This is a genomic window from Bacillus sp. EB600, from assembly GCF_024494385.1.
Classification (GTDB): domain Bacteria; phylum Bacillota; class Bacilli; order Bacillales; family Cytobacillaceae; genus JAEVLT01.
Genome location: NZ_JAEVLT010000053.1, coordinates 1 through 23946 on the forward strand (window position 1 = coordinate 1; position 23946 = coordinate 23946).

The window sequence follows — 23946 nt, forward strand, 5'->3', positions numbered from 1 at the left end:
AATCGAATTAACAAACATAAATCGAAAAATAAGGGGATGTCGGCATAATGGTTTCGGTTTATATCTTTTGGGGCTTTTTTCTTGCCAATGTTCTTGGATACGGAGGCGGACCTGCTTCTATCCCGTTGATGTATGAAGAAATTGTTACCCATTATCATTGGTTAAATAACGTTGAATTCTCGAAGATGCTAGCATTAGGAAATTCCCTTCCTGGACCGGTTGCCACGAAAATCGCTGCCTACGTCGGTTATGACGTGTTAGGCTGGTGGGGCTTACTTATCGCATTGGTCGCCACCATCCTGCCGTCAGCGATCGCATTAATTTTACTTTTAAAATTAATGAGTAAACATCGGCAATCACCAATCGTCAAAGGAATGACGTTACTAGTCCAACCGGTTATTGCTGTTATGATGGGTATTCTGACATGGCAAATGTTCAGTGATTCCTTCCATTCACTCGGAATTATTCAATCGGCAGTTATTGGCATCATTTCACTCATTGCTCTTACAAAATTTAAACTACACCCAGCTTTTATAATTCTAGCCGCCTTTATATATGGCGGCGTGATCCTTCCACATATATAAACAGCATGAAATTTTTCATTTCTATTTATACGAAAACTCAATTAGCACCTGAATAGGAAAAGGGCAATCGAGTAGGGAGAGGTGATTAACCCACCGGAACCGCCCCGGTAGCCCCTCTGCGAGAGAATATCAGGACGATAAATTTTGTCATATAAAGCGTGAAATCTAGGAGTTGTGACAAAATACTCTCTAGCAGAGTCCGAGCAAACTAACAGGTTGTAACGTGAAGTGAATCCCGCCGTCTCGTCAAAAGCACCCATCATTGCCTAGGCACGCAGAATAAAAAAGCTGTCAAATTGACAGCTTAAGTCTTAAATTTTTTATATTTTTTGCATTTATTTTGAAGAACATCCATTAAGGAGATACTGGAGGAGTAAGTCCAGGAAGAACAGGAACTACTGTTGCAGCAGTAATCGCAAGTTGCTGGACTTGTAATACTTTTAAAGTAAGGTCTAGGACGATTTTTTCGCGTAATTTGTTAAAAGGTCTCTGAGCTGTTGTTATCGTTGGTGAAAAATCAAGTTCAAAGAAGTTTGCGGCTACTAGCTCACCGAATGGCTGTTCATTGAATTTGACAAGGTTTTGGAAGAAAAATTTATCCAAGCGAGCGTCTAAGTTGGTTGTCTCATTAAGGAAATTAGCCTCGGCACTTTCTGAAATACCTACGATGGCTGGATTAATGATTGCAGCACCCACAAGGTCTGTAAAACCACTAAATGGCACATTAGCAATTCTATCTTGAAGTGCTCCGTTACATGCGTTAGAGGCATATTCAATATTTTTACGAATATGACCTGCTACAAATAATTTAGCTCTTGTAACGGTAAAAAAGTCAGTACCGTCAATACGTGTAAATGCAACCGGAATCAGTTTAACCTGCTCTAGAAATACATTTTTTTTCACTCTTTTAATTTCTGTTGCTGGAGGAGAAAGGGGAATATTTGCCTCTACCACAATTTGAAGTGTTGGTTCTGCCACTACAACCGGAACTTTAATTCTTGTGGTAACTGCTGGTCCAGTAGTTACTGCGGTACCTAAATTCGTTAACGGTATTTGTTCTGTTGACGATACTGGACAAGGAACGGGGGAAACCGAGGAAATCATGCCTTGCTGATTACATCCAAATGCCATAAAAATATCCTCATTTCATTATATTATTTAGAGGCTTGGTCGCTCTCTATGTGATAGAATATGCAGCATAAATTTTAAAATAAGGGCTTGTATAATAGGCATTTACCCATTTTATAAAAAATGGGTTTTTTGTGACGCGATGTTTTTCAACAAAATGATTAATTTTTTTTTATGAGCAAAAAACAAACGGCTATGATACGAGCATCATTTACGATTTTAAAGAATACCCCGATAAGGTCAGCGGTGTCTGCGATAATTGCGGGAATACAGCCTTTAAATCATCCGTTTCGCACGGCGTCTTCCTCAGGGAGTGTAAAAATTGCGGGATGAAAAAAAGTATTTAGGACTTTCACAAATGGCGTGACATTACGATGTTAACAGTGCCATTCTCGCCAGCTCCCTCCAAAATTAAGATGAACAATAAAGAATAAAAAAGCTGTCAAATTGACAGCTTGAATCTTAAATTTTTTTATATTTTTTTCATTTATTTTGAAGAACATCCATTAAGGAGATACTGGAGGAGTAAGTCCTGGAAGAACAGGAACTACTGCAGTAGCAGTAATCGCAAGTTGCTGGACTTGTAATACTTTTAAAGTAAGGTCTAGGACGATTTTTTCGCGCAATTTGTTAAAAGGTCTCTGAGCTGCTACCATCGTAGGTGAAAAATCAAGCTCAAAGAAGTTTGCGGCAACTAGCTCACCAAATGGCTGTTCATTGAATTTGACAAGATTTTGGAAGAAAAATTTATCCAAGCGAGCATCTAAGTTGGTTGTCTCATTAAGGAAATTAGCCTCGGCACTTTCTGAAATACCTACGATGGCTGGATTAATAATTGCAGCACCCACAAGGTCTGCAAAACCACTAAATGGTACATTGGCAATTTTATCTTGAAGTGCTCCGTTACATGCGTTAGAGGCATATTCAATATTTTTGCGAATATGACCTGCTACAAATAATTTAGCTCTTGTAACGGTAAAAAAGTCAGTACCATCAATACGTGTAAATGCAACCGGAACCAGTTTAACCTGCTGTAGAAATACACTTTTTTTCACTCTTTTAATTTCTGTTGCTGGAGGAGTAAGGGGAATATTTGCCTCTACCACAATTTGAAGTGTTGGTTCTGCCACTACAACTGGAACTTTAATTGTTGTGGTAACTGCCATAGGAGTTACTCCAGTTACTGTGGTACCTAAATTCGTTAACGGTATTTGTTCTGTTGACGATACTGGACAAGGAACGGGGGAAACCGGGGGGATCATGCCTTGATCATTACATCCAAATGCCATTAAATAACCTCATTTCATTATATTATTTAGAGGCTTTGTCGCTCTCTATGTTGATAGAATATGCACCATAAATTTTAAAATAAGGGCTCGTATAATAGTCATTTTCCCATTTTATAAAAAATGGGTTTTATTGTGACGCGATGTTTTTCAACAAAATGATTATTTTTATTTTATGAGCAAAAAAGAAACGGATATGTTTACAATTTTAAAGAATATCCCGATAAGGTCAGCGGTGTCTGCGATAATTGCGGGAATACAGCCTTTAAATCATCCGTTTCGCACGGTGTCTTCCTCAGGGAGTGTAACTTTCACTTCCTCCTCATTAAACCGTACGTGAGGTTTTCCCTCATACGGCTTTCCGACGTTCTTCTTTCTTTGGCTTTACGGTATCCAACAAGCCAATTTCACTAATAAAAGAACTTTCAATGCAGCATCCAATGCGTAGAATGCACACAATTATTGGGCTAAAGGGAAGTTCCCCCACCCTCCTAAAGTCCCCAGCGGATACACCGCTTCCCTCTTTAGGTAAGTCCTTTCGGATTGTCTGTGTTCAACGCAATCAGCGAATGTGCAGATTTATTCTCTCTTAATAGTTCAGTTCTTCCCATTCTATCTTGAGTTAGAATGGTACTATGACATCTGCTGACTTCTGATTGTTCAGCTATCCATTGCTGGATAGCTTACCAAGTGTACTTGGCACTTCAATCAGACCTCCCCGGGTAAGAGTGTAGTCTTTCCCTCCACCTATCTGCTTCATTTACCCTGTACCACCTTCGGGAGTAAGGACTTTATCTTGTATTGCAGACTCATCCAATGGTACCTAGCCTTATATGAAGTTCGTATTCCTCAGATGGAGGTTTGCCGCCCGCTTCCTTCAGATTCCGCGTCACCACGGACACCCTAGAGACTGCACCCATGCCGGGTGCACAATAAAAAGAAGCTTTTCAATGAGAAAGCTTCTTAACATTGTTAACATCTTAAGAGACCCAACCATGACATCAGCCAATTGTTTCCCAATTCTCTACTTGAGGTTTCCACCTGTTTTAAAAAGTAGCTTTGGTACATTCGCTAATGTGTGCTTGTTCCGTTGAAGGAATTAATTCACATGTAATAAATGGAATTCAAATTCCTTAATGAAACAACTTCATTCGGTATGGTACCGATTTAAACTCATTATTCCCTTATTTGGAACAGCTTCATGGCAATGCTTGCTTTTTTAACTAAGGATTTTTAGAATCATATGTTGACGTAAAACTCTTACATCAACTATTCAACTTGTAAATCAATAACTTTTTTCCTAATAGGTTAGCTTTTAAAAATCTACACTACTCCAGCTCACCTACAAATAGTTTTCTAAGTCTATTTGTACTACTCCATTGATTATCTCCACTTTCTATTTATTTCGGCAACAAAAATTCCTTCTTCACGAAATTTCCATTCACCTGAGAGAAAGTAGTTTTCGATAAGAATGCATTTCTACGAAATATTCACTATTTGTAGAGTGTTTATCCTTTCTAGATAAATACAAGGATCATAGATTTGATGAGATGATTACCAGTGTGATCTCCGAAGGTCCCTAATTAGGAGTGGATTTTCCCCAGCAACATTTTCTGTAATTTCAAGAAAATGCTTTTTACAAAAGGATTAAGTTGATTGACTTCCACCTTGTCTAATAAGGTAAGCATCACTCCACTCTCCAAACAATTAATTTGGAATAACCTTACTTACTCGTTCACAAACGGAACGAACACGTATGGCTGAGTCTCCTAAGATGTTAACCTTTCTTTATTTATCTTTTACATCTATATAATAACATAAGAAAAAGCGGATTCACTGTAACTTTGTGACAAAATAGCGAAATATTCAGAATAAATAATCATCAAAAGTTTAGGGTGTTAATTTTCATTCCCCTCCCAAACTTTACATTTAACAATTGACTGTAGTGATCGCCCCTCCCTTAATCCAATCTCCTTTTTCCGCGAGGCTTGCTGACTCCAAAGCCCACTACCACATTCCGTGGTTAGTTTCCCAATGGGTTATCAGATCTACTGTGGAAGTTAACACAGATTCATTAGAAAAGTGCAAGCGCCCGTTTAGCGACGTAATTATGATTTTAGAATTTTAGGGATGTTTAAAGTGCCTTTTTTGTATATAAAATACCCGTTCAAAAAAATGATTTTTTTGCGAACGGGTATTGATGAGTAAATATACATATACAGTTTTTTAGCTAAAATTATTAACAGAAACTATGAACGTCTTGAGCGGCCTGTGGTACGGCGACGACCCGTTGTACGGCGGCGGCCTGTGGTACGGCGGCGGCCTGTGGTACGGCGGCGGCCTGTGGTACGACGGCGGCCTGTGGTACGGCGGCGGCCTGTGGTACGGCGGCGGCCTGTGGTACGGCGGCGGCCTGTGGTACGGCGGCGGCCTGTGGTACGGCGGCGGCCTGTGGTACGGCGGCGGCCTGTAGTACGACGGCGGCCTGTGGTACGGCGGCGGCCTGTAGTACGACGGCGGCCTGTGGTACGGCGGCGGCCTGTGGTACGGCGGCGGCCTGTGGTACGGCGGCGGCCTGTGGTACGGCGGCGACCTGTGGTACGGCGGCGACCTGACCGTCTTGAGCGACCCGTACGACCTGAGCGCCCCGAACCTCTTGAGCGACTCGAACGGCCTGAACGTTTAGAGCCAGGACCTGGTGGACTCATTGCTATTGGTTCTTCAATTAAGAAACCTTCCATTCCTGTTGCTTGCATCGTTTCGACCGCATTACGAATATCTTGTTCAGAAATTGTTTGCATTTTACCTCTCCCCAACACCATATTTAGAAAAGATAGTAGATTAATAAAGAATGTAAATTCTTTGTTTACTTTTTCTATCTTTTGCACTACATGTTATGTTCCAGAAGATGGAAATGAGCTTCTTTCAGCTTAAAATTTTGTATTAATGATGTTCCCTTGTGAGATAATTCCGATTACACTTCGTTCTATCACTGTTTTGTTTGGTTGACCCAATTCTCTAGTGCACCAACTTCCTTAAAGCACTATAAATGATATTTAATTGCCTTGAATTTCTTTGATGCTTTTTCCCCCTAGAAAAGCCCGTCCCATTTTTATTTTTTCAACAGTATTCGTCCATCCTAATCTTGAATATAAAAAATAAAAGTAGAGGAGCTTTCTCCCCTACTTAATCGTTAAAAATCTACATCGATTACTTCTTCAATAGTCCCGATCACTCGATCACTTTCAAGTAATTGGCCTTCTTTCATATCATCCACTTCTTCATGGTTCAAAACAGGTCTTGACGTATTATGATCAACAGCCGCAGGACGTATAGCAAGTTCCTTTTTAAGATTGTGAATCTCTCCTAAAAACTCATTGCGCAGTGAATCCAACAGCGATCTGAACTCTGCTTTGTCAGACTTATGCGAATTCTGCTCAACAAGCTTGGTTACATAATCCCGCAATTCGTCTGTTTGGGTAGAAACAGAACTTAAAGCGAGTTCTCTTTTAAGGTTATGAATCTCCCCTAAAAATTCATTTCGTAGTGAATCCAATAATGTACCATACTCTTCTTTGTCTGGTTTATGCATATCCAGGAGAACAAGTTTCGTTAGATAATTGGATAACTCATTTTCTTGAGCTTTTTTCTCAAGAAATGAGTAGACTTCTGGCAGCATTTCAGACTTTTTTAAAGCAAACATTTCTTGCTTACATGTATTTTCTTCTTCATTAGTCATTAATCCACCTACATCCGTGGAAAGCTTACCAGTAGGAAGAAAAACGTCAGACAGGATGTAAAAAGGCGCAGCCATTTGAGCACCTAGATTTGAATACATGTCGTTTAATCCATCAACGAACACTTTACCGAAGGGTTTAGTTTGGTTGCTCATATGTTTCACTCCTCTTCTATGCGTTAATGACGTTTGTTTCATGTCTGCTCAAAACTTCAAGACCATATATATTTAGTTTTCTTGTATCTGGCAAGAAAATATGATTTTCCTTCCTTATTTCTTCCCCATACATCTTATCGATCCAATCTTGGATGAATTGCTGAAGGATAAAAGCAATTCCACCAATATAGACATATTTATAGACCTTATCTTTTGGTGATGGAAATGTATTTTCAATCTTCGTGATCAAAATTTGCGTATATTCCCTTAGTGACTCATGGATTTGTTCTGTGAGATCCACCTTTTTACCGCTGTTTCCATCTTTTTGTTCCATTTTTGGCTTTTCAATGTTATTGATAATAAATTCCTCTAACGAGCGAACATCATCAAAATGCTCAAGCAATTTTTCACTTCTTAGTTTTTCAATATGTTTTAAATAGGAGATATCAGGAAAACAGTTAAAGGAATCCCTGCTCTTAGGAGCCTGCAGCCCTGTTTGGAGCAGTGCAAGGTCCACGGTTCCTCCACCCAAATCAACAATTAGGGTTTCAAAATTTTTGAAGGAATTGGCTTCCTCTCGGTCTTGTAAATCAAAATCCTTTTTAATAGCCCAACGAGCAACTTCACTTTCAATCCGGCATTTGCTTGTTTCGACGTGAATGGTTACAACTCTTTCTAATCCTGGGGTCAATATCGTTACTTTATGATCCCCCTGAAAGCGGTTGGCCATTTTATTTTGCATTTCACTGAACTTGTTCGTTTTTTTAAGCAACCAAATCGGAAGCATAGTTGAAAAATAGTTTACGTTCACTCTGTTATCTTCTTTGCCTTTACCTTTTAGTACATTGTAATAAGCAACGGAGGCCAGGAACATCACATAGGGAATTTCAGATTCCGTTTTATCATGTAATTTGTTTATATGTATATTACCTAACACATGTTTTTCTGCTGCATCCCCCACTAGATAATACTTTTCTTCCCCATCCATTGTTGTTGAAATGAGCAAACTTTGCAAAAATAAATGCGGTTCCTGTATAGATGACGGAAAGTGGCCATCTGCCTTATCCTTCGTTATTTCAACTACATTTGTAGGTATCTCAAAATAATAGCCATCCACTAAAGTTTGAAAGATTGAATTACCAAAATCGACGTTCTGACGTTTTATTTCCATTATTATTCCTCTCCTTCATGTTCTTTCCCGTTAACAAGTATATAATGTTCCGACCCGCTTGTCTAAATATATAAATTATTTAGATTATTTTATACAAGTTTCGACATTATTTTTAACTTTTCCATTAAACAGAGGTTTTTTAACATCTTTCAGTAATTAGCATGTAATAAAACATGCCATAATGCCTTTTCAACAATTTGAATTATCAAAATTTTCCGTTGCAAAAAGGATAATAAAATAATATGATAGTTTTATTAACAAGAAATGTAATAAAACATAACATGAATATTCAGCAGAGGAGATTACAATTATGGTGATGGGCGATTCAGTATTTATGTTTTTATCAACTATACTCGTTTGGATTATGACACCAGGAATTGCCCTATTTTACGGGGGAATGGTAAAAAGTAAAAACGTTTTAAGCACTGCGATGTACAGTTTTGGTTCGATCGCCATTGTTTCAATTATTTGGATTTTATTTGGGTATTCACTCGCATTTTCTTTACACGGAAATGCTTTTATCGGGGCTCTAGATTGGGCGGAACTAAAAGGTGTAACCTTTAAGCCTATTACTGAATACAGTGCAACGATTCCTCATAACCTGTTTATGATGTACCAGCTTAACTTTGCGATTCTAACGGCAGCACTTATTTCAGGAGCCTTTGCAGAGCGGATGCGTTTTTCCGCTTTTGCTATCTTCACGGTTTTATGGTCCATTTTTGTATACTCTCCTGTAGCTCATTGGGTTTGGGGTGTAGGAGGCTGGATCCGTAACCTTGGAGCACTTGATTTCGCAGGAGGAAACGTCGTTCATATTTCCTCGGGGGTTACCGGACTTGTACTTGCGGTTGTTATCGGAAAAAGAAAAGATGCCATCTCAACAACTCCACATAACCTTCCCCTTACGATATTAGGAGGAGCCTTAGTCTGGATGGGATGGTATGGCTTTAATGTCGGAAGTGCATTAACCCTCAACGCCGTAGCAATGTACTCGTTTATCAATACGAATACAGCAGCCGCTGCCGGAATTATTGGCTGGATACTTATTGAATGGCTGATAAATAAAAAACCGACCATGCTAGGAGCTATTTCAGGTGCAGTTGCAGGTCTAGTAGCAATCACACCTGGGGCTGGATTTGTGACGCCACTATCTTCCATTCTGATCGGATTCCTCGGAGGTGTGATCTGTTATTGGGGAGTCTTCTGGCTTAAGCAAAAATTTGGATATGATGATGCCCTTGATGCATTTGGATTACATGGGCTCGGCGGGACGTGGGGCGGAATTGCCACAGGCCTATTTGCAACAAAATCCGTGAATTCAGCCGGAGCGAATGGATTATTTTATGGAGACCCCAGCTTAGTTTTAAAACAGCTCATTGCGATTGCCGCCACATATTTATTTGTAGGAATCGCCTCCTACATTATTATTAAAGTCGTAAACGTCTTTATCCCCGTACGGGCAAATGAAGATGAAGAATCGATTGGATTAGATATTACACTACACGGAGAACGAGCCTATCACGAATCATAATTTCTAAAAAGGGTGATCATATGACTGAAGTATTGACCAAAATTGAAATTATTGCCCGTCCAACAAAATTTGAAGAGTTGAAACAAGCCCTTGCCCAAATCGGTGTAGGTGGGATTACTGTTACCCATGCTCTTGGTGCCGGTTTTCAAAAAGGGTATACGGAATCGTATCGAGGTAAGAAGTTAAACGTTAACATGTATGAACGGATCAAGGTTGAGATCGTCGTTTGTAAAGTTCCCGTACAGCTTGTTATTGACACAGCAAGAAAAGTCTTAAATTCAGGGCAGCCTGGTGACGGGAAAATATTTGTCTATGAAATCGCTAATGCCATAAAAATTCGCACCGGTGAAGAAGGCTGTGATGCACTGCAAAACACAAAGTAGAAAACATGAACCCCAAAAAGAGAGCTACTCTTTTTTGGGGTTCAAATTTTAACTGCTTAGATAAATTATTTCCCGTCAACAACTTCTTTCAAAATTTCATACGAACGTTTTTGTTTTTCCGGATCAAAGATATAGGATACCGCCATGATTTCATTTACACCATATTTTTCTTGAAAATCCGTTAACTGTTGTTGAATCGTAACTTTGTTCCCCAACAAAGTTACATTTGACATGGATGTAGACATTTCTTTTTCCGAAGGATTCCAAACCTCGTCCATATCATCAACAGGCGGTTGTAACGGATTTTGGGTACCACGGATAACATTTAGGAAAAATTGCTGCATCGTAGTCGATAACCATTTCGCCTCTTCATTGGTTTCAGCTGCAATTACATTTAAACATACGATCATATACGGTTGGTCCAAGTACTCTGACCGCTGGAAATATTTGCGATAAATCGAAATAGCTTCTTCCATATATCTTGGTGCAAAGTGGGAAGCAAATACATAAGGCAGTCCCAAACTCGCTGCTAAATAAGCTGAATCCGTGGACGAGCCAAGGATATAGATTGGAATATTCGTACCGACACCAGGATAAGCTTTCACATAGGCTTGCTGATTTTCCGGACCAAAATAGGTAAGCAAGTCCTTGACATCATTAGGAAAGGTATATATTGAATCATTTTTCGAGCGTCTGAGGGCATTTGCAGTCATCATATCTGTACCAGGTGCGCGGCCAAGACCAAGATCTACACGGTTGGGATAAATCGTGGCCATCGTTCCGAATTGTTCAGCCACTTCTAATGGGGAATGATTTGGGAGCATAATCCCACCTGACCCAACACTAATATGACGGGTATGCTCTAAAGTATGTTTAATTAAAATCGACGTCGCTGAACTGACAAGTGTCGCAGTATTATGATGCTCTGCAATCCAATAGCGCCGATACCCCATTTTCTCTACGGCTTGTGCAAGGTCAACCATTGCCTCAATGGCTTGCTTCGAAGTCTGTCCCTCACGGATCGGAGCTAGATTTAAAACAGAGACAGGTACATGAATTGTTGCCATTTATCATTTGTCCTTTCATGGTGAAAATTTAGTACTACAGCTATAGTAACAATTTGAAGATTGGATACAAACTAAAATGCTTATGAATTCTTGAGGACAGGCACCTATCGATGAAACATTCCTTCAAGTTAGAATCTTTTCTGTCAACTTTTATACCTGATATTTTCTCCCGTTCGCAAATTACAATTCTTTTCATGCTCTTTCGTATTATTTATTTGTTATGTCCGACCTCTTATTTTCATTTTTGTTTGTTTGAAATAAATCTTTTGATACATCATTTAGCTTTTTTACGAACCTGTTGAAACCAAAACCAACAAAGAAAGCAATGCTTATTTGTGCATAAGGGGTTTCATTATGATCGGTGAACTGAATTAATAATAAACCGCTTTGGATTAAAGTCACTGCAACTACAGCTGTTCCAGTTGCGAAAATAGGATAAAAAATGTACATAATCCATTGCCGATAATCGTTTAATCTATCTTCCATATAGTGATAACAAAACATGTAAAGATGCCGAAGTGACCCGCCGATCGCTCCAGCGAAGAAATAGTACAAAAAGATTTTTATTCCGGAAATAAATGGCAGCGATTTTTCAATGGCTCCCGTCCACAACAAACCTATTGCTAAAAAACCACCAAAAAACAAGAGTGAGAGGTATGTTAGAATAACTGCTTTTAACCATCTTTTCAATAAATCACCCCCAATTCTATCCTATGAGGCGATAGATATGGAGATTCCACTACCAGCGACAAAGTATCTTGTACGAACTGCTTAAAATTCCCCAACCTTGTATCGGAGCTGTTTGGAATCACTTTATGGAAAATAATGTTATTAAGAATCCAATCACTCATAATAGAAAGCACGAAAAAAGTTTTTTAAAAAATATGGCCTGCATACTGCTCATTCCAATATCAACAAAAAAGGAATGAAACTAGGCTGCAAGCCATGAAATTTTTCATGCGCTCTTTGTACTAAAGCTAACATGTTTTTTGTTTCCAACCCTAAGATTGAGAATTAGACAAATCAAAGAGAAAATCGACAATAACGCGAAGCTTAAAAAATAAGTTCCCGTTAAATCCTTTGTGAATCCTATGATAATCGGAGGAAAGAATCCGCCGATTCCACCAACAGCACCGACAATACCTGTTACTGCCCCCATATTTTCTGACGAGACTTCAGGCACCATCTTAAAAACGGCTCCATTGCCAATTCCAACCAGAATAGCAATGACCATACAGCCAATACTGAAGAGTGTAAAATAGTCCAGCGTAAAAGCGAGAAACAATCCAGCTACAAATACACCGCCAAAAACAAAGGTTAACAATCTTTTTGCCCCGAACTGATCAGACATATACCCGCCGACCGGACGGATAAATGTAGCAAATAGAACGAATCCTGCTGTATTAATTCCTGCTTCAACTGACGTCATGTTATAAATATCAGACAACAACGTGGGTAAATACACACTGAAAGTCACAAAGCCTCCAAAGGTAAGGCAATAAAAGGTAGATAAAAACCACGTTTCTTTAAATTTTAATACAGATAATGATTCCTTAAAAGTCTTGCTCTCGCTTGGTCTTTGTCCATCTTTCGTTCCGACCCAAAAAATAAACGCCATTATTCCTATTACCAATGCAAAGCTCCAAAACACCCATTGTAAACCGTAGGGGGAAAAAATGAATGGAATGAAAAAACTAGCAACTGCGGATCCTAAATTGCCCATCCCGGCAATTCCTAAAATGAATCCTTGTCGTTCCAGCGGAAACCATCTAGAAACATAGGCAATCGAAACAGCAAACACTGTTCCTGCCATGCCGATAAAAAATGCCCAGAACAACAACATGATATAAGAATGAGCAAACCCTGCTCCAACCATCGGGAATACCAGCAGAAGCATAGTTAAAGCATAAATCCTTCTGCCACCATATCGATCCGTTAAAATTCCCATCGGAACGCGCATTATAGACCCTAACAAAACAGGTGTTGCAATAAGTAAACTTTTTTCTAAAATAGTTAAATGATAAATTTTTTGAATTTCCGTTGCAATCGATGAAAATACTGACCAAACTGCAAACGAAATAATCATCGAGATCGTTGATAAAATAAGTACAGATGTTTGACCCTTTGGTTTCACCATTGCAGCCCACCTTGTATGAATTGAAATTATAGTTTTGATTATACGGACAGCATCTCTTTCTCCCTTTCAGGAAACCAGGATAGCTTTTCTGATAATTTGACAACTTCACCAATCACAATCATAGCCGGATTGGTAACTTGTTCTTTTTCAGCGATTTCCACTATTGTCCCAAGCGTACCACAGACCGTCCTCTGGTAACCTGTTGTTCCCTGTTCAATGATGGCAATTGGCGTTTGCGGATTTTTTCCGTAGGTACTCAGTTGCTGACATATATATGGAAGGTTTTTAATTCCCATATAAATGGCAAGGGTATCAACACCCTTAGCAAGGTATTTCCATTGAATTTTATCTGGTTTTCCACTTATACAGTGCCCCGTTACCACAGCAAAGGACCGCCCTAACTCCCTGTGGGTAACAGGAATTCCTGCATAAGCAGGGGCTGCTATTCCGGAAGTAATTCCGGGAATAATTTCAAATTCAATCCCGGATTGGACCAATACTTCCGCCTCTTCTCCCCCTCTGCCAAAAATAAATGGGTCCCCCCCTTTTAGGCGAACAACCGTTTTTCCTGTTAAAGATTTCTCAACGAGCAGTTGATTAATGCCCTCTTGTGGAACACAATGGTTTCCCGGTGCCTTACCACAATAGATAAATTCCGCATCCCGTTTTCCATATTGAAGCAAAACAGGATTGACCAATCGATCGTACACAATCACATCGGCTAGTCCCAAACACTTAACGGCTTTGATGGTAATTAAATCGGGATCCCCTGGTCCGGCCCCAACAATATAGACTTTTCCCTTTTCAATGCTCATACTCCGTCACCAATCCTTACTTTGATGTCATCCACTGAAAAATTTAACTTAAAAAATGGTGCTTTTCGTTGAAGGCATCCATCTTGTAGTAAAGGATTTTCGGTTAACAGATGCGCTGTGCATCTCGTTAACACGAAAATCCCGTTATTTGTTAGTCGATTAGAAGGTAAATTTCTTCCCCTTCGATTACGGTCTGATAGGATTTGACACAGCCCGTATCAGGTTCTTGGACCTTTCCATCATCCAAGCAAATTTTCCAATCATGCATCGGACAAAAAACAAAATCGCCGCTCACAATACCCTCGCTGAGCACTCCACCTTTATGTGGGCAGCGGTTTTCAATGGCCCGAATTCTCCCGTTTGACAATTTATAAACGGCAATTTCTTTCTCTCCCACCCGAACGGTTTTTCCTAAACGCTCTGTCAGCTCATCAACAGATCCAACCCGAAGCTTTGTTATACTTGTGTTTAGCATGCTGCTGTTACCTCCTCAAAATTATTTAGATATTACCAAATTTTCAAATAATTCTTTTTGGACCTTTTTATCATTTACAACTTCTTTCCAAGGATCCTTGTACGTTGATAAAGCTTGATCCATCCGTTCGTTTAATTCCTTGCGTTTCTCCTTGTCATCCAACACAGATTGCACGTGCGCCAACCCAACTCGTTCAATCCATTTGGACGTCCGTTCTAAATAGTTAGCAGTTTCACGATAATATTGGAGGTAGGCCCCGGTAATTTCCATGACTTCTTCTTCCGTTTTCACTTTAAATAACAAGTCTCCACCCCGGACATGGTTTCCTCCATTTCCGCCAACATAAATCTCCCAGCCGCCGTCAATTCCGATAAAGCCAATATCTTTAAAGCCTGATTCCGCACAGCTTCTAGGGCAAGCAGACACAGCCATTTTTACTTTGTGAGGAGTTTGAAGTCCTTGAAATTTCTTTTCCAAAGTGATCCCAAGACTCATTGAATCTTGCGTACCAAAACGGCAGAACTGTTCACCGACACAGGTTTTAACAGTACGTAGTGATTTTCCATATGCATAGCCAGACGGCATATCCAAATCTTTCCATACATTAGGCAAGTCTTCTTTTTTGACTCCTAGTAGGTCAATCCGTTGTCCGCCTGTTAATTTAACTAATGGAATCTCATATTTGTCGACAACATCGGCAATTTTTCTTAAATCATTTGAATTTGTTACTCCACCGTACATAGTGGGGACAACAGAAAATGTTCCATCCTTTTGAATATTGGCATGCATCCGTTCATTGACAAATCGTGATTCTCTTTCATCCTCATATTCCGTTGGATAGATCATTCCTAAATAGTAGTTCAGAGCCGGACGACATTTAGAACAGCCTTCCTCCGAACTCCATTCAAGTACATTCATGACTTCTTTTGTACTCCTCAAACCTTTTTCTCTAATTTCCACAACTACTTCATCTCTTGATAACGTCGTACAGCCGCAGATCGCTTCTTTTTGAGCACTGGCGTCAAATTCTTCACCAAGTGTAAGCTGCAGTAATTCAGCAACTAGCGGTTTACAACCGCCGCAGGAGCGAGATGCATTTGTACAGCCTTTAATCTCATCAACCGATGAACACCCTTTTTCCTGGATAGCCTGTACAATAGTCCCCTTTGACACCCCGTTACAGCCGCAAATAATTTCATTCGCACCCATACTGGCAACTAAGCTTTCTCCTGTGTCCCCACCTACAGGCTGTAAAATTGCTACTTTTGCCGTTTCGGAAATATCTGCCTGCTTTTGAATCATTGAAAATAATCGATTGCCGTCGCGACTGTCGCCAAATAAAACAGCCCCAATAATTTTATTTCCACGCAACACTATTTTTTTATAAATCCCATCCTGCTCATCAAACACTTTAAACGATTTCTTTTCCACATCCTCCGTAAAATCACCTGCAGAGAATACTTCAACTCCTGATACCTTTAACTGAGTGGACAAAACAGATCCTTTGTATGGCGTGGTTTCTTCGCCAAAAATGGATTTCGCTAATACTTTGCCTTGCTCATACAATGGTGCAACTAATCCGTATGCAATTCCATTATGTTCAGCACACTCACCGACTGCATAAACATGAGGAATATCCGTTTGTAAAAAGTCGTTAACGATAATCCCACGATTAACAGGAAGGCCGCTTTCCTTTGCCAATTGAACATTTGGCTTGATTCCAACCGACATCACCACTAAATCAGCTTCCAGCTCCGTACCATCGCTAAACTTTAACCCTTCAACGCGATCCATACCGAGAATCTCTGAAGTTGCTTTTTCTAATAAAAATTTCATGCCTTGCTTTTCTAACTCTTTTTTCAGTAGGTTACTTGCAGTTGGATCCAACTGACGTTCCATCAAATAGGGCATCAAATGTATGACAGTAACATCCATACCTAGGTTTAAAAGACCTCTTGCTGCCTCTAGCCCCAGTAATCCACCGCCAATAACGGCCGCTTTTTTATAGTTTTTTGATGCCTCAAGCATTTCGTCTGTATCCTTAATATCACGGAAAGTGGTAACACCTTTTTTATCTGCTCCCGGAATAGGAAGGATAAATGGATTCGACCCTGTTGCCAAAATCAATTCATCATATGGCTCCACTCTGCCTTTATCCGATACAACAAGTTTCTTCGTGTGGTCAATTTTAACAACCGTTTCACCTGTATATAACTGAATGTTATTTTCTTTATACCAATCCCAATCATTAAGCGTAATATCTTTTACTGCGGTATCTCCTTGCAGCACCTTTGATAATAGAATTCTATTATAGTTTGGGTGCGGCTCAGCCCCGAAAATAGTAATCTCAAATGCATCCTTTGATATGTTCAGGATTTCTTCAACAGCCCTGACACCAGCCATTCCATTTCCAACAAGAACTAGTTTCTTCTTTTCCAATTAACGTTCCTCCCCTTTGCTGCCTATACTATATTCACAAATTTATCACATTTCCGCATGAAGTTGTCATTTCGCGTTAGATTTTCTACCATGGTTTTTTCGAAATTGTTAAAAATAGCAGGAAATTTTCACATTGCATCAACAGGACTTATCTTCACTGCACTTACTTTAAATCCCGGCATTCGACAGGCAGGATCTAATTTATCTGAAACAAGCATATTCACATTTTGCGAATCAGCCCAGTGAAAGGGCACAAAAACGGTATCCTGACGGATCGTTTCTGACCATTTACTTCGAACCACAATGCTCCCCCGCCTTGATTCAATTTTAATGAGCGACTGATCTTGAATGCCAAACTTCTTCGCTGTAGCCGGATGGATTTCCATAAATGATTCAAAATTTCTTGCTGCCAATGAAGAGCTTTTTCTGGTCTGTACACCTGTTAAGTAATGTGACATGACCCTTCCAGTTGTTAAATACAGCGGAAATTCTTCATTTGGCTGTTCTTTTGGAATAGCCGGATGATTCGGAACAGCAACCATAACAGCCTTACCATCCGGGTGGGCAAAGGATTGTTCAAATAACCTTTCTGTCCCATGATGATCATGAGTCGGACAAGGCCATAAAATACCGCCTTCCCGTTTCAGACGGTCATAGGTTATGCCATAATAATCAGCTAGACCCCCCCGGCTCGCTTCCCTTAATTCATTAAAAATCTCTTCTGCAGATGAAAAGGTAAAATATTCACCTTTTCCAAGAGCATGAGCAATATCGCAAATAATTTGCCAATCATGCTTGGCCTCACCTGGACTTGACATGCTTGCTGCCCGTAATGTGACTCGTCCCTCTAAGTTCGTCATCGTCCCTTCATCCTCTAAATAGGAGGTAGACGGTAATATTAAATCTGCTAACCTAGCTGTTTCTGAAACAAACAAATCGACAGCAACCAGAAACGTAAGCTTTTTAAACGCATTTTTAACGAAATTTGCATTCGGGTTGGAAACAATCGGATTCGAGCACATTAAAAACAGGCCGGTGATTTCACCTGAATCGATTTTCTGGATCATTTCGTAAGCCGAAACTCCTTTTCTCGGCAGGTCGTCTTTTTCGATCCCCCATACATCGGCAATATAGGCCCGATGTTCCCCATTCTCAATCGACCGATATCCAGGAAGCTGATCTGCTTTTTGTCCGTGTTCCCTTGCTCCCTGACCATTTCCCTGCCCGGTAATGGCTCCATAGCCGCAAGAAGGTTTCCCAAGCTTTCCGGTAGCAATGAGAATATTCAGGAAATTTCGAACAGCGAGAGAACCATCCGTTTGCTGCTCAACTCCTCTTGCTGTAAAAATCATCCCTGTTTCCTTTTGGCCAAACATGACAGCCGCTTGCTCGATTTGATCCACGGGAACCCCTGTCTGTTCAGCAATTTCTGTTAAGCTTAGGGAAGAAACGTACTCTTCCACTTCATCAAAGTTTTTCGCCCTATTCTCGACAAATTCTTCATCAATGTAATTTTTTTCGATGATTACCTTTAATAATCCGTTTGCCAAGGCAGCATCATTACCTGGCTTTACCTTTAGATGCAAGTCGGCCATTTTTGTCGTTGCGGTTTCGCGCGGATCAATGGCAATAATAAACGCCCCGTTTTCCCTCGCCTTTTCAAAATAAGGCATAAGGGTCGGCTGGCATTCGGCAATATTTGTCCCTGCTAAAATAATACATTGAACAAAAGGTATTTCGGTCAAGCTGTTGGTTAAGCCTCTGTCCATGCCAAACGTCTGACTCGCAGCTGAAGCAGCTGCAGACATACATAACCGGCCATTATAATCAATGTGTTTTGTTTTTAAAGCAACCCTGGCAAATTTTCCTAATAAGTAGGCTTCTTCATTTGTAATGGACGCACTTCCATAAACACCAATTGCATCCATCCCATTTTCTGATTGGATTTTCGTAAAGTTTTCCTTAATATGATTCAAAGCCTGCTCCCATGAAATGCGTACAAATTCCCCGTTTACTTTTAATAACGGATATTTAATGCGATCGTTGTGCAGTGCATGTTGATGTGCATTCATTCCTTTAATACACAAACGACCATGAGAAGTAGGGTTCTCCTTACCTACGGTTATATACTTTTTTCTGGTAATATTTGTTTGTTCGATCAACTGCATTTTACATTGCACACTGCAAAATGGGCACTGCGTGTCGTATACCTTTTCCGACTGTACCTTTTTCTGCTGTGTGCGGAAGTATTTTAAGAGCATTTCTGTCATTTTGTCTCATCCTTTACCGATTGTTATTAGTCTGGGAACTTAAATTTCCCTTTTCAGTGGTGTCAGGCCAAGGAAATCTTCAAACTTCTTGGCTTAGAAAACTTCTCTTAAATATTTCCTTATATTTCATAACATCTTCTTCCAATCGTTTATTAAGTTGGCTCCGAAGGTCCCTTTCGAAAAGGACTTCACGAATGTGGATTAGGCCAATTCGGTCTATCCATTGTCCTGAACGTTCCAAATAACTTGCTGTTTCGCGGTAATATTGAATCAATGCCGTAACCATCTCAATTGCTACTTCGCTAGTCTCAGCAACGTATAATAATTCTCCAACCCGAACGTCACGTCCACTTTGTCCACCAGCGTGTATTTCCCAGCCGCGATCAATGCCAATTAAACCGATATCTTTTGTCATTGCCTCTTCCCCACTATGGATACAAGTCGAAACGCAAATAGTGACTGGGTGAGGAGTTTTTAGAAATTCTAACTTTTTATCTAAAAGAGCCGCCAATTGAAGGGATGGAAGCTTATCACATTGGCAAACATCATCACCAATATCTGTTTTGACAGATTGAATCGAATATCGATGAGGAGGACGTAAAGGCATTTTTAAATCGGACCATACATTTGGGAGGGTTTCCTTTTTTATCCCCATTAAAAGAATTCTTTGTCCACTTGTTACAGTGACATTCGGAATTCGATATTTTTCAACAACATCAGCTATTTTCCTTAGCTGTTCGGCGTTTGTCATACCTCCATACATTTGGGGAATAATTGAATACGTACCATCACTTTGCCTTGTCGCATCCATATTCTCATTTACAAAGTTTCCGTAATCTGGATGGATCATTCCTAAATAATAATCTAATGCCCCGCGGCATACTGAGCATCCGTCCGATTGCTTCCAACCCAACGCAGCCATCACTTCTTGTGCAGATAAAAGATTTCCCAACTGTATCTCCCGAACGACTTCATCTTCTGTTAAATTGGTACAGGAGCACATAGTGTTATGTTCAATCACTTCATCAAATGAATCACTTTGGATGTAGGATAAAAGTTCCGTTACCAAAGGCTTACAGCCACCACATGATCCTGAAGCTTTTGTACACTCTTTTACTTGTTTAACAGTTGTTAAGCACCCCTGCTGAACAGCTTCAACTATTGTTCCCTTTGAGACTGCGTGACAATTACAGATAATATCACTTAGACCCATCGAAATAACTGGACTTACACGATCTTCAGATGCTTGGTACAGCAGGGTCTTCTCTGCTTCAGATAGCTCTTTTTTTTCAAGAATCATCTTTAAAAATCTTGAACCCTCGCTTGTATCTCCAAACAAAACAGCACCAACCATTTTTTTCTCTTGGAAGACAACTTTTTTATAGACACCATTTAAGTCATCCTGAATTGTAATTGCTTTGGCTGGTGCATCGCCAGCAAACTGACCAACAGAGAATACATCAACACCGGATATTTTCAATTGGGTCGACAGAACCGTGCCTTGGTATCCCTTAGTGTCCAACCCGCAAATATGCTTTGCCAATACCCTCCCCTGTTCATAAAGTGGTTTAACAAGACCATAAACCACACCAAGGTGTTCAGCACACTCCCCAACGGCATAAATATCTAGGACATTCGTTTCCATAAAGTCATTAACAAGAATCGCCCGGTTTGCAGCAATTCCACTTTCCCTAGCTAATTGGATATTTGGTCTAACTCCTACTGCCATAACGACCATGTCAGCTTCTACCACCGTTCCATCCTTAAAGCGGAGACCTTCAACACGATCATTTCCAATAATCTCTTCTGTCTCTTTTTCTAAAAGAAAATTCATTCCTTGATTCTCTAACGCTTTTTCCAGCATTTTTGCTGCCGTCGGATCAAGCTGTCTTTCCATTAAATAACTGGCGATATGAACAACATTCACTTCCATACCAAGGTTTAACAGCCCTCTCGCAGCTTCTAGACCTAGCAATCCGCCTCCAATTACAACAGCTCTTTTGTATTTTTTTGATGATTCGATCATTTTTTGGCAATCTTCAATGGTCCTAAATGTAATAACTCCTTCTTTTTCAATGCCTGGGATCGGGATCATAAACGGAACTGATCCGGTAGCAATAATGAGTTTGTCGTAAGATACTTCCCTTTTTTTATCTGTTTTTACCGTCCTTTTTTCTATGTCAATTTTTAAAACTGTTTCTCCTGTAAATAGTTGAATTTTATTTTTTTGATACCATTCACGATCATTTATCGTAATATCGTCAAAGGACGTGCTGCCCTGCAGGACGGTTGACAATAAAATGCGATTATAATTAACATGCGGTTCACTTCCAAAAACAGTAATCTCAAAAAGATTAGGATCATTTTCCAAAATCTCCTCGATGCACCGTGTACCCGCCATTCCATTTCCTACTACTACTAATTTTTGTTTATTCATTATTAAACCTCCACGAAGTTATAAAGGATAATCGTAAACTTATACGGTATTACCCTATTGTTTCACAAAATTGTCACAAAAAAATAATTCATGTCACATTTTCTCACATAGAAAATAACCTAGGTTCCTTTGATTGTATGGGAAAAGCAGGTTTATGAAAGGATTGAAGAGCTTCTAAATAGTAAAAAAAGTCCCCTTTAGGTAGTTTGAAGTGTCCGGCTGCTTCTGCTCTAAAACAAACGGACCTTTCAATTTAATTCCCAAGGAAGACTCAAATTGATATTATTTAATTTAACGATACACAGCGATGTTTGACTGCTAGGATTTGTATTTTGTCCTCTTAATTTGCTTATCTATTCAAAAGGACAAATTTTCATATACTCTTATAACCGTAGATAACCTCTAAAAGTTCACTCCCGATTTCTCCGAAGCCCAAGATTTTCTCCAGCTTCGTGATACGGCAAAAAATATAATCGTTATGACAAGCCCAATCGATGTAAAGGTTATAAATCCTGCAACGTGCGTCCCTGTCATTTGCTTCATTGGTCCTAAAATATAGTTAGGCAACAAGAAACCGCCAAAACCACCAGCTGCTCCAACAATTCCGGTCATGACACCAATTTCGTTTGGAAAACGCTGCGGTACAATTTGAAACACCGAACCATTCCCCATTCCAAGGCATGCCATCATTACACTCGTAATAAGCAGCATTGTCATGAAGGAACGTGGCATTGTCGTTACCAGAAATCCGCAAATCGTTACACAAGCAAACAGGATTTGCAGAAATTTCATACCACCAATCCTATCTGCGATAAGCCCTCCAACTGGCCGGAAAAAGCTTCCTGCAATAACCGTGATCGTGACCAAATACCCAACTTGAATTCTTGTTAATCCACCGGCTACTGCTTGATCCCCGTAGATATCATAGAAAAAGATACTAAAGTAGTTGGCCAATCCGCTAAAACCACCGAACGTAATCGCATAAAACAAACAGAACCACCAAGTATCTGCATGTCGAAATACTGATAAATACTTAAAAAACTTCTTTGGTTCGGGTTGATTCGGACTATCTTTCGCCATCAAAATGTAAGAAGTCAAAATAAGAATTAATGGGATAATAGCAATTCCAAAAACACTGTGCCAGCCATAAGCTTCGGCAATTTTTGGTCCAAATAAGGTCGCAATTGCTGTTCCGCTGTTTCCTGCCCCGGCAATTCCCATCGCTAACCCCTGATACTGGGGCGGATACCAGCGACCTGCAAGCGGCAATGCTACTCCAAAGCTTGCACCAGCAATTCCAAGCAATAGACCGATGGAATGAACCTCAGATAGACTGTTTCCTGCCAGCCATCCCCAAAGCAGCGGAATAATCGTAATCGTCATACCTATAATTCCTGCTTTTTTACAACCAATCCTATCAGCTAAAATGCCCATCGGAATCCGAAGTAACGCCCCACCTAAACTAGGGAGAGCAACCATTGTTGCTTTTTGTGCATCTGTCAAACCAAAATCTTTCGTAATGTACAAAGCCACCGCTCCGCACAGCACCCAAATCATAAAACTAACATCAAAATAAAGGAATCCCGACAGCAAACTTGGAAAATGACCTGCCTTTTTAAAGCTCTTTACATCCATTTTTATTCCTCCCAGGTAGTTTTTTCTTGATGCTTATGTTATTAAATGTTGATATAAAAATCACTAATGTTGTCATATTTCCTCACATGGTTTTTATACGTTTTATAATGCGTATTGTTAGTGGACAAGTATTTTCAGTGGACAAAATGTAGTTTAATAATTTACAGGTAAATTGTGTAAGGTTCACACTTCAATTTACATCAATATAAAGCGCCTTTTCTTTCCCACTGAGAAGAAATTAGCTTTTGTTTGTATATGTTCAATCTTACGCCAAAATATGATTGATGCCTGCAGTTTTTTGCATTGCCACAACTCCTTTCGAGAAGAAAATAACTAGATTTCCTCTCATTTTTGATCCTTATGTTATATTATTCATTAGAAAATTTGCTTTTATATGTATAAAAAAAGACAACCCTAAATGGGTTGTCTTTTTTGTGCCTGGCAACGTCCTACTCTCACAGGGACTTGAGTCCCAACTACCATCGGCGCTGAGAAGCTTAACTTCCGTGTTCGGTATGGGAACGGGTGTGACCTTCTCGCTATCGCCACCAGACCTACACCATTGAATTTACACCCTTGCTGGCCTGTTGCGAGCTGAATATAATCTTCATCGAATACGCTCTGGTGAAGGAGCAAATTTGGCGAGTGTTTGTTCACTCAAAACTAAACAAACAAATAACGTGCTCAACAATACTG

The 23946-nt window shown here is 39.9% G+C and carries 18 protein-coding genes, 1 rRNA gene and 1 pseudogene; 5 read left to right on the forward strand and 15 right to left on the reverse strand.

Annotated elements, in window-relative coordinates:
• Positions 1-47: 47 nt before the first annotated feature.
• The gene (gene chrA, locus JN080_RS26310; RefSeq protein ID WP_256238920.1) at positions 48-584 is read left to right on the forward strand and encodes a chromate efflux transporter ChrA; all 537 of its coding nucleotides are present in this window, start codon (positions 48-50) and stop codon (positions 582-584) included.
• Between the two features lie 354 nt (positions 585-938).
• Here chrA and JN080_RS26315 read toward each other — a convergent pair whose 3' ends face one another.
• Positions 939-1715 carry a CsxC family protein gene (locus tag JN080_RS26315; protein ID WP_256238921.1) on the reverse strand — a complete coding sequence of 259 codons (777 nt, stop codon included), beginning with the start codon at positions 1713-1715 and terminating at the stop codon, positions 939-941.
• A 161-nt stretch (positions 1716-1876) separates the two neighbouring features.
• Here JN080_RS26315 and JN080_RS26320 point away from each other — a divergent pair, with 161 nt between their 5' ends.
• Positions 1877-2059 (forward strand): DUF8096 family protein, encoded by a 183-nt coding sequence (locus JN080_RS26320; RefSeq protein ID WP_256238938.1) that lies wholly within the window; start codon positions 1877-1879, stop codon positions 2057-2059.
• A 159-nt stretch (positions 2060-2218) separates the two neighbouring features.
• On the opposite strand, the gene JN080_RS26325 is transcribed toward JN080_RS26320, so the two are convergent.
• Entirely contained in the window at positions 2219-3001 is a 783-nt protein-coding gene (locus tag JN080_RS26325; protein ID WP_256238922.1) for a CsxC family protein, read from the reverse strand.
• Between the two features lie 186 nt (positions 3002-3187).
• Here JN080_RS26325 and JN080_RS30055 point away from each other — a divergent pair.
• Positions 3188-3304 (forward strand): annotated as a pseudogene (locus JN080_RS30055) (DUF8096 family protein); the annotation flags it as partial.
• A 1943-nt stretch (positions 3305-5247) separates the two neighbouring features.
• Here JN080_RS30055 and JN080_RS26330 read toward each other — a convergent pair.
• The 3 genes from JN080_RS26330 to JN080_RS26340 form a co-directional block, all read right to left on the reverse strand.
• Positions 5248-5799, reverse strand: coding sequence for a hypothetical protein (locus JN080_RS26330; RefSeq protein WP_256238923.1), 552 nt, complete (start codon positions 5797-5799; stop codon positions 5248-5250).
• 392 nt (positions 5800-6191) lie between these two features.
• Complete coding sequence (locus JN080_RS26335; RefSeq protein ID WP_256238924.1) at positions 6192-6890, reverse strand: hypothetical protein; 699 nt, start codon at positions 6888-6890, stop codon at positions 6192-6194.
• A gap of 16 nt (positions 6891-6906) precedes the next feature.
• A complete protein-coding gene (locus tag JN080_RS26340; protein WP_256238925.1) occupies positions 6907-8061 on the reverse strand; it encodes a ParM/StbA family protein in 1155 nt (384 codons plus the stop codon).
• 310 nt (positions 8062-8371) lie between these two features.
• Here JN080_RS26340 and JN080_RS26345 point away from each other — a divergent pair, with 310 nt between their 5' ends.
• Positions 8372-9592, forward strand: coding sequence for an ammonium transporter (locus JN080_RS26345; protein WP_256238926.1), 1221 nt, complete (start codon positions 8372-8374; stop codon positions 9590-9592).
• Positions 9593-9612: 20 nt separating this feature from the next.
• A complete protein-coding gene (locus JN080_RS26350; RefSeq protein ID WP_256238927.1) occupies positions 9613-9975 on the forward strand; it encodes a P-II family nitrogen regulator in 363 nt (120 codons plus the stop codon).
• A 65-nt stretch (positions 9976-10040) separates the two neighbouring features.
• Here the strand turns inward: JN080_RS26350 and JN080_RS26355 are convergent, their stop codons facing one another.
• The 10 genes from JN080_RS26355 to rrf form a co-directional block, all read right to left on the reverse strand.
• Entirely contained in the window at positions 10041-11042 is a 1002-nt protein-coding gene (locus tag JN080_RS26355; RefSeq protein WP_256238929.1) for an LLM class flavin-dependent oxidoreductase, read from the reverse strand.
• 207 nt (positions 11043-11249) lie between these two features.
• Complete coding sequence (locus JN080_RS26360; protein WP_256238930.1) at positions 11250-11732, reverse strand: hypothetical protein; 483 nt, start codon at positions 11730-11732, stop codon at positions 11250-11252.
• A 265-nt stretch (positions 11733-11997) separates the two neighbouring features.
• Positions 11998-13179, reverse strand: a complete 1182-nt coding sequence (locus JN080_RS26365; protein ID WP_256238931.1) for an MFS transporter — start codon at positions 13177-13179, stop codon at positions 11998-12000.
• A 38-nt stretch (positions 13180-13217) separates the two neighbouring features.
• Positions 13218-13994, reverse strand: a complete 777-nt coding sequence (cobA, locus tag JN080_RS26370) for a uroporphyrinogen-III C-methyltransferase (RefSeq protein WP_256238932.1) — start codon at positions 13992-13994, stop codon at positions 13218-13220.
• A 151-nt stretch (positions 13995-14145) separates the two neighbouring features.
• Positions 14146-14469, reverse strand: coding sequence for a nitrite reductase small subunit NirD (gene nirD, locus JN080_RS26375; RefSeq protein ID WP_256238933.1), 324 nt, complete (start codon positions 14467-14469; stop codon positions 14146-14148).
• A 21-nt stretch (positions 14470-14490) separates the two neighbouring features.
• A complete protein-coding gene (nirB, locus tag JN080_RS26380) occupies positions 14491-16908 on the reverse strand; it encodes a nitrite reductase large subunit NirB (protein WP_256238934.1) in 2418 nt (805 codons plus the stop codon).
• A 128-nt stretch (positions 16909-17036) separates the two neighbouring features.
• Entirely contained in the window at positions 17037-19178 is a 2142-nt protein-coding gene (nasC, locus tag JN080_RS26385) for an assimilatory nitrate reductase catalytic subunit NasC (RefSeq protein ID WP_256238935.1), read from the reverse strand.
• A 79-nt stretch (positions 19179-19257) separates the two neighbouring features.
• Entirely contained in the window at positions 19258-21615 is a 2358-nt protein-coding gene (gene nirB, locus JN080_RS26390; protein ID WP_256238936.1) for a nitrite reductase large subunit NirB, read from the reverse strand.
• 402 nt (positions 21616-22017) lie between these two features.
• Positions 22018-23250 carry an MFS transporter gene (locus JN080_RS26395; protein WP_256238937.1) on the reverse strand — a complete coding sequence of 411 codons (1233 nt, stop codon included), beginning with the start codon at positions 23248-23250 and terminating at the stop codon, positions 22018-22020.
• Between the two features lie 436 nt (positions 23251-23686).
• Positions 23687-23803 (reverse strand): 5S ribosomal RNA (gene rrf, locus JN080_RS26400).
• Positions 23804-23946 lie beyond the last annotated feature (143 nt).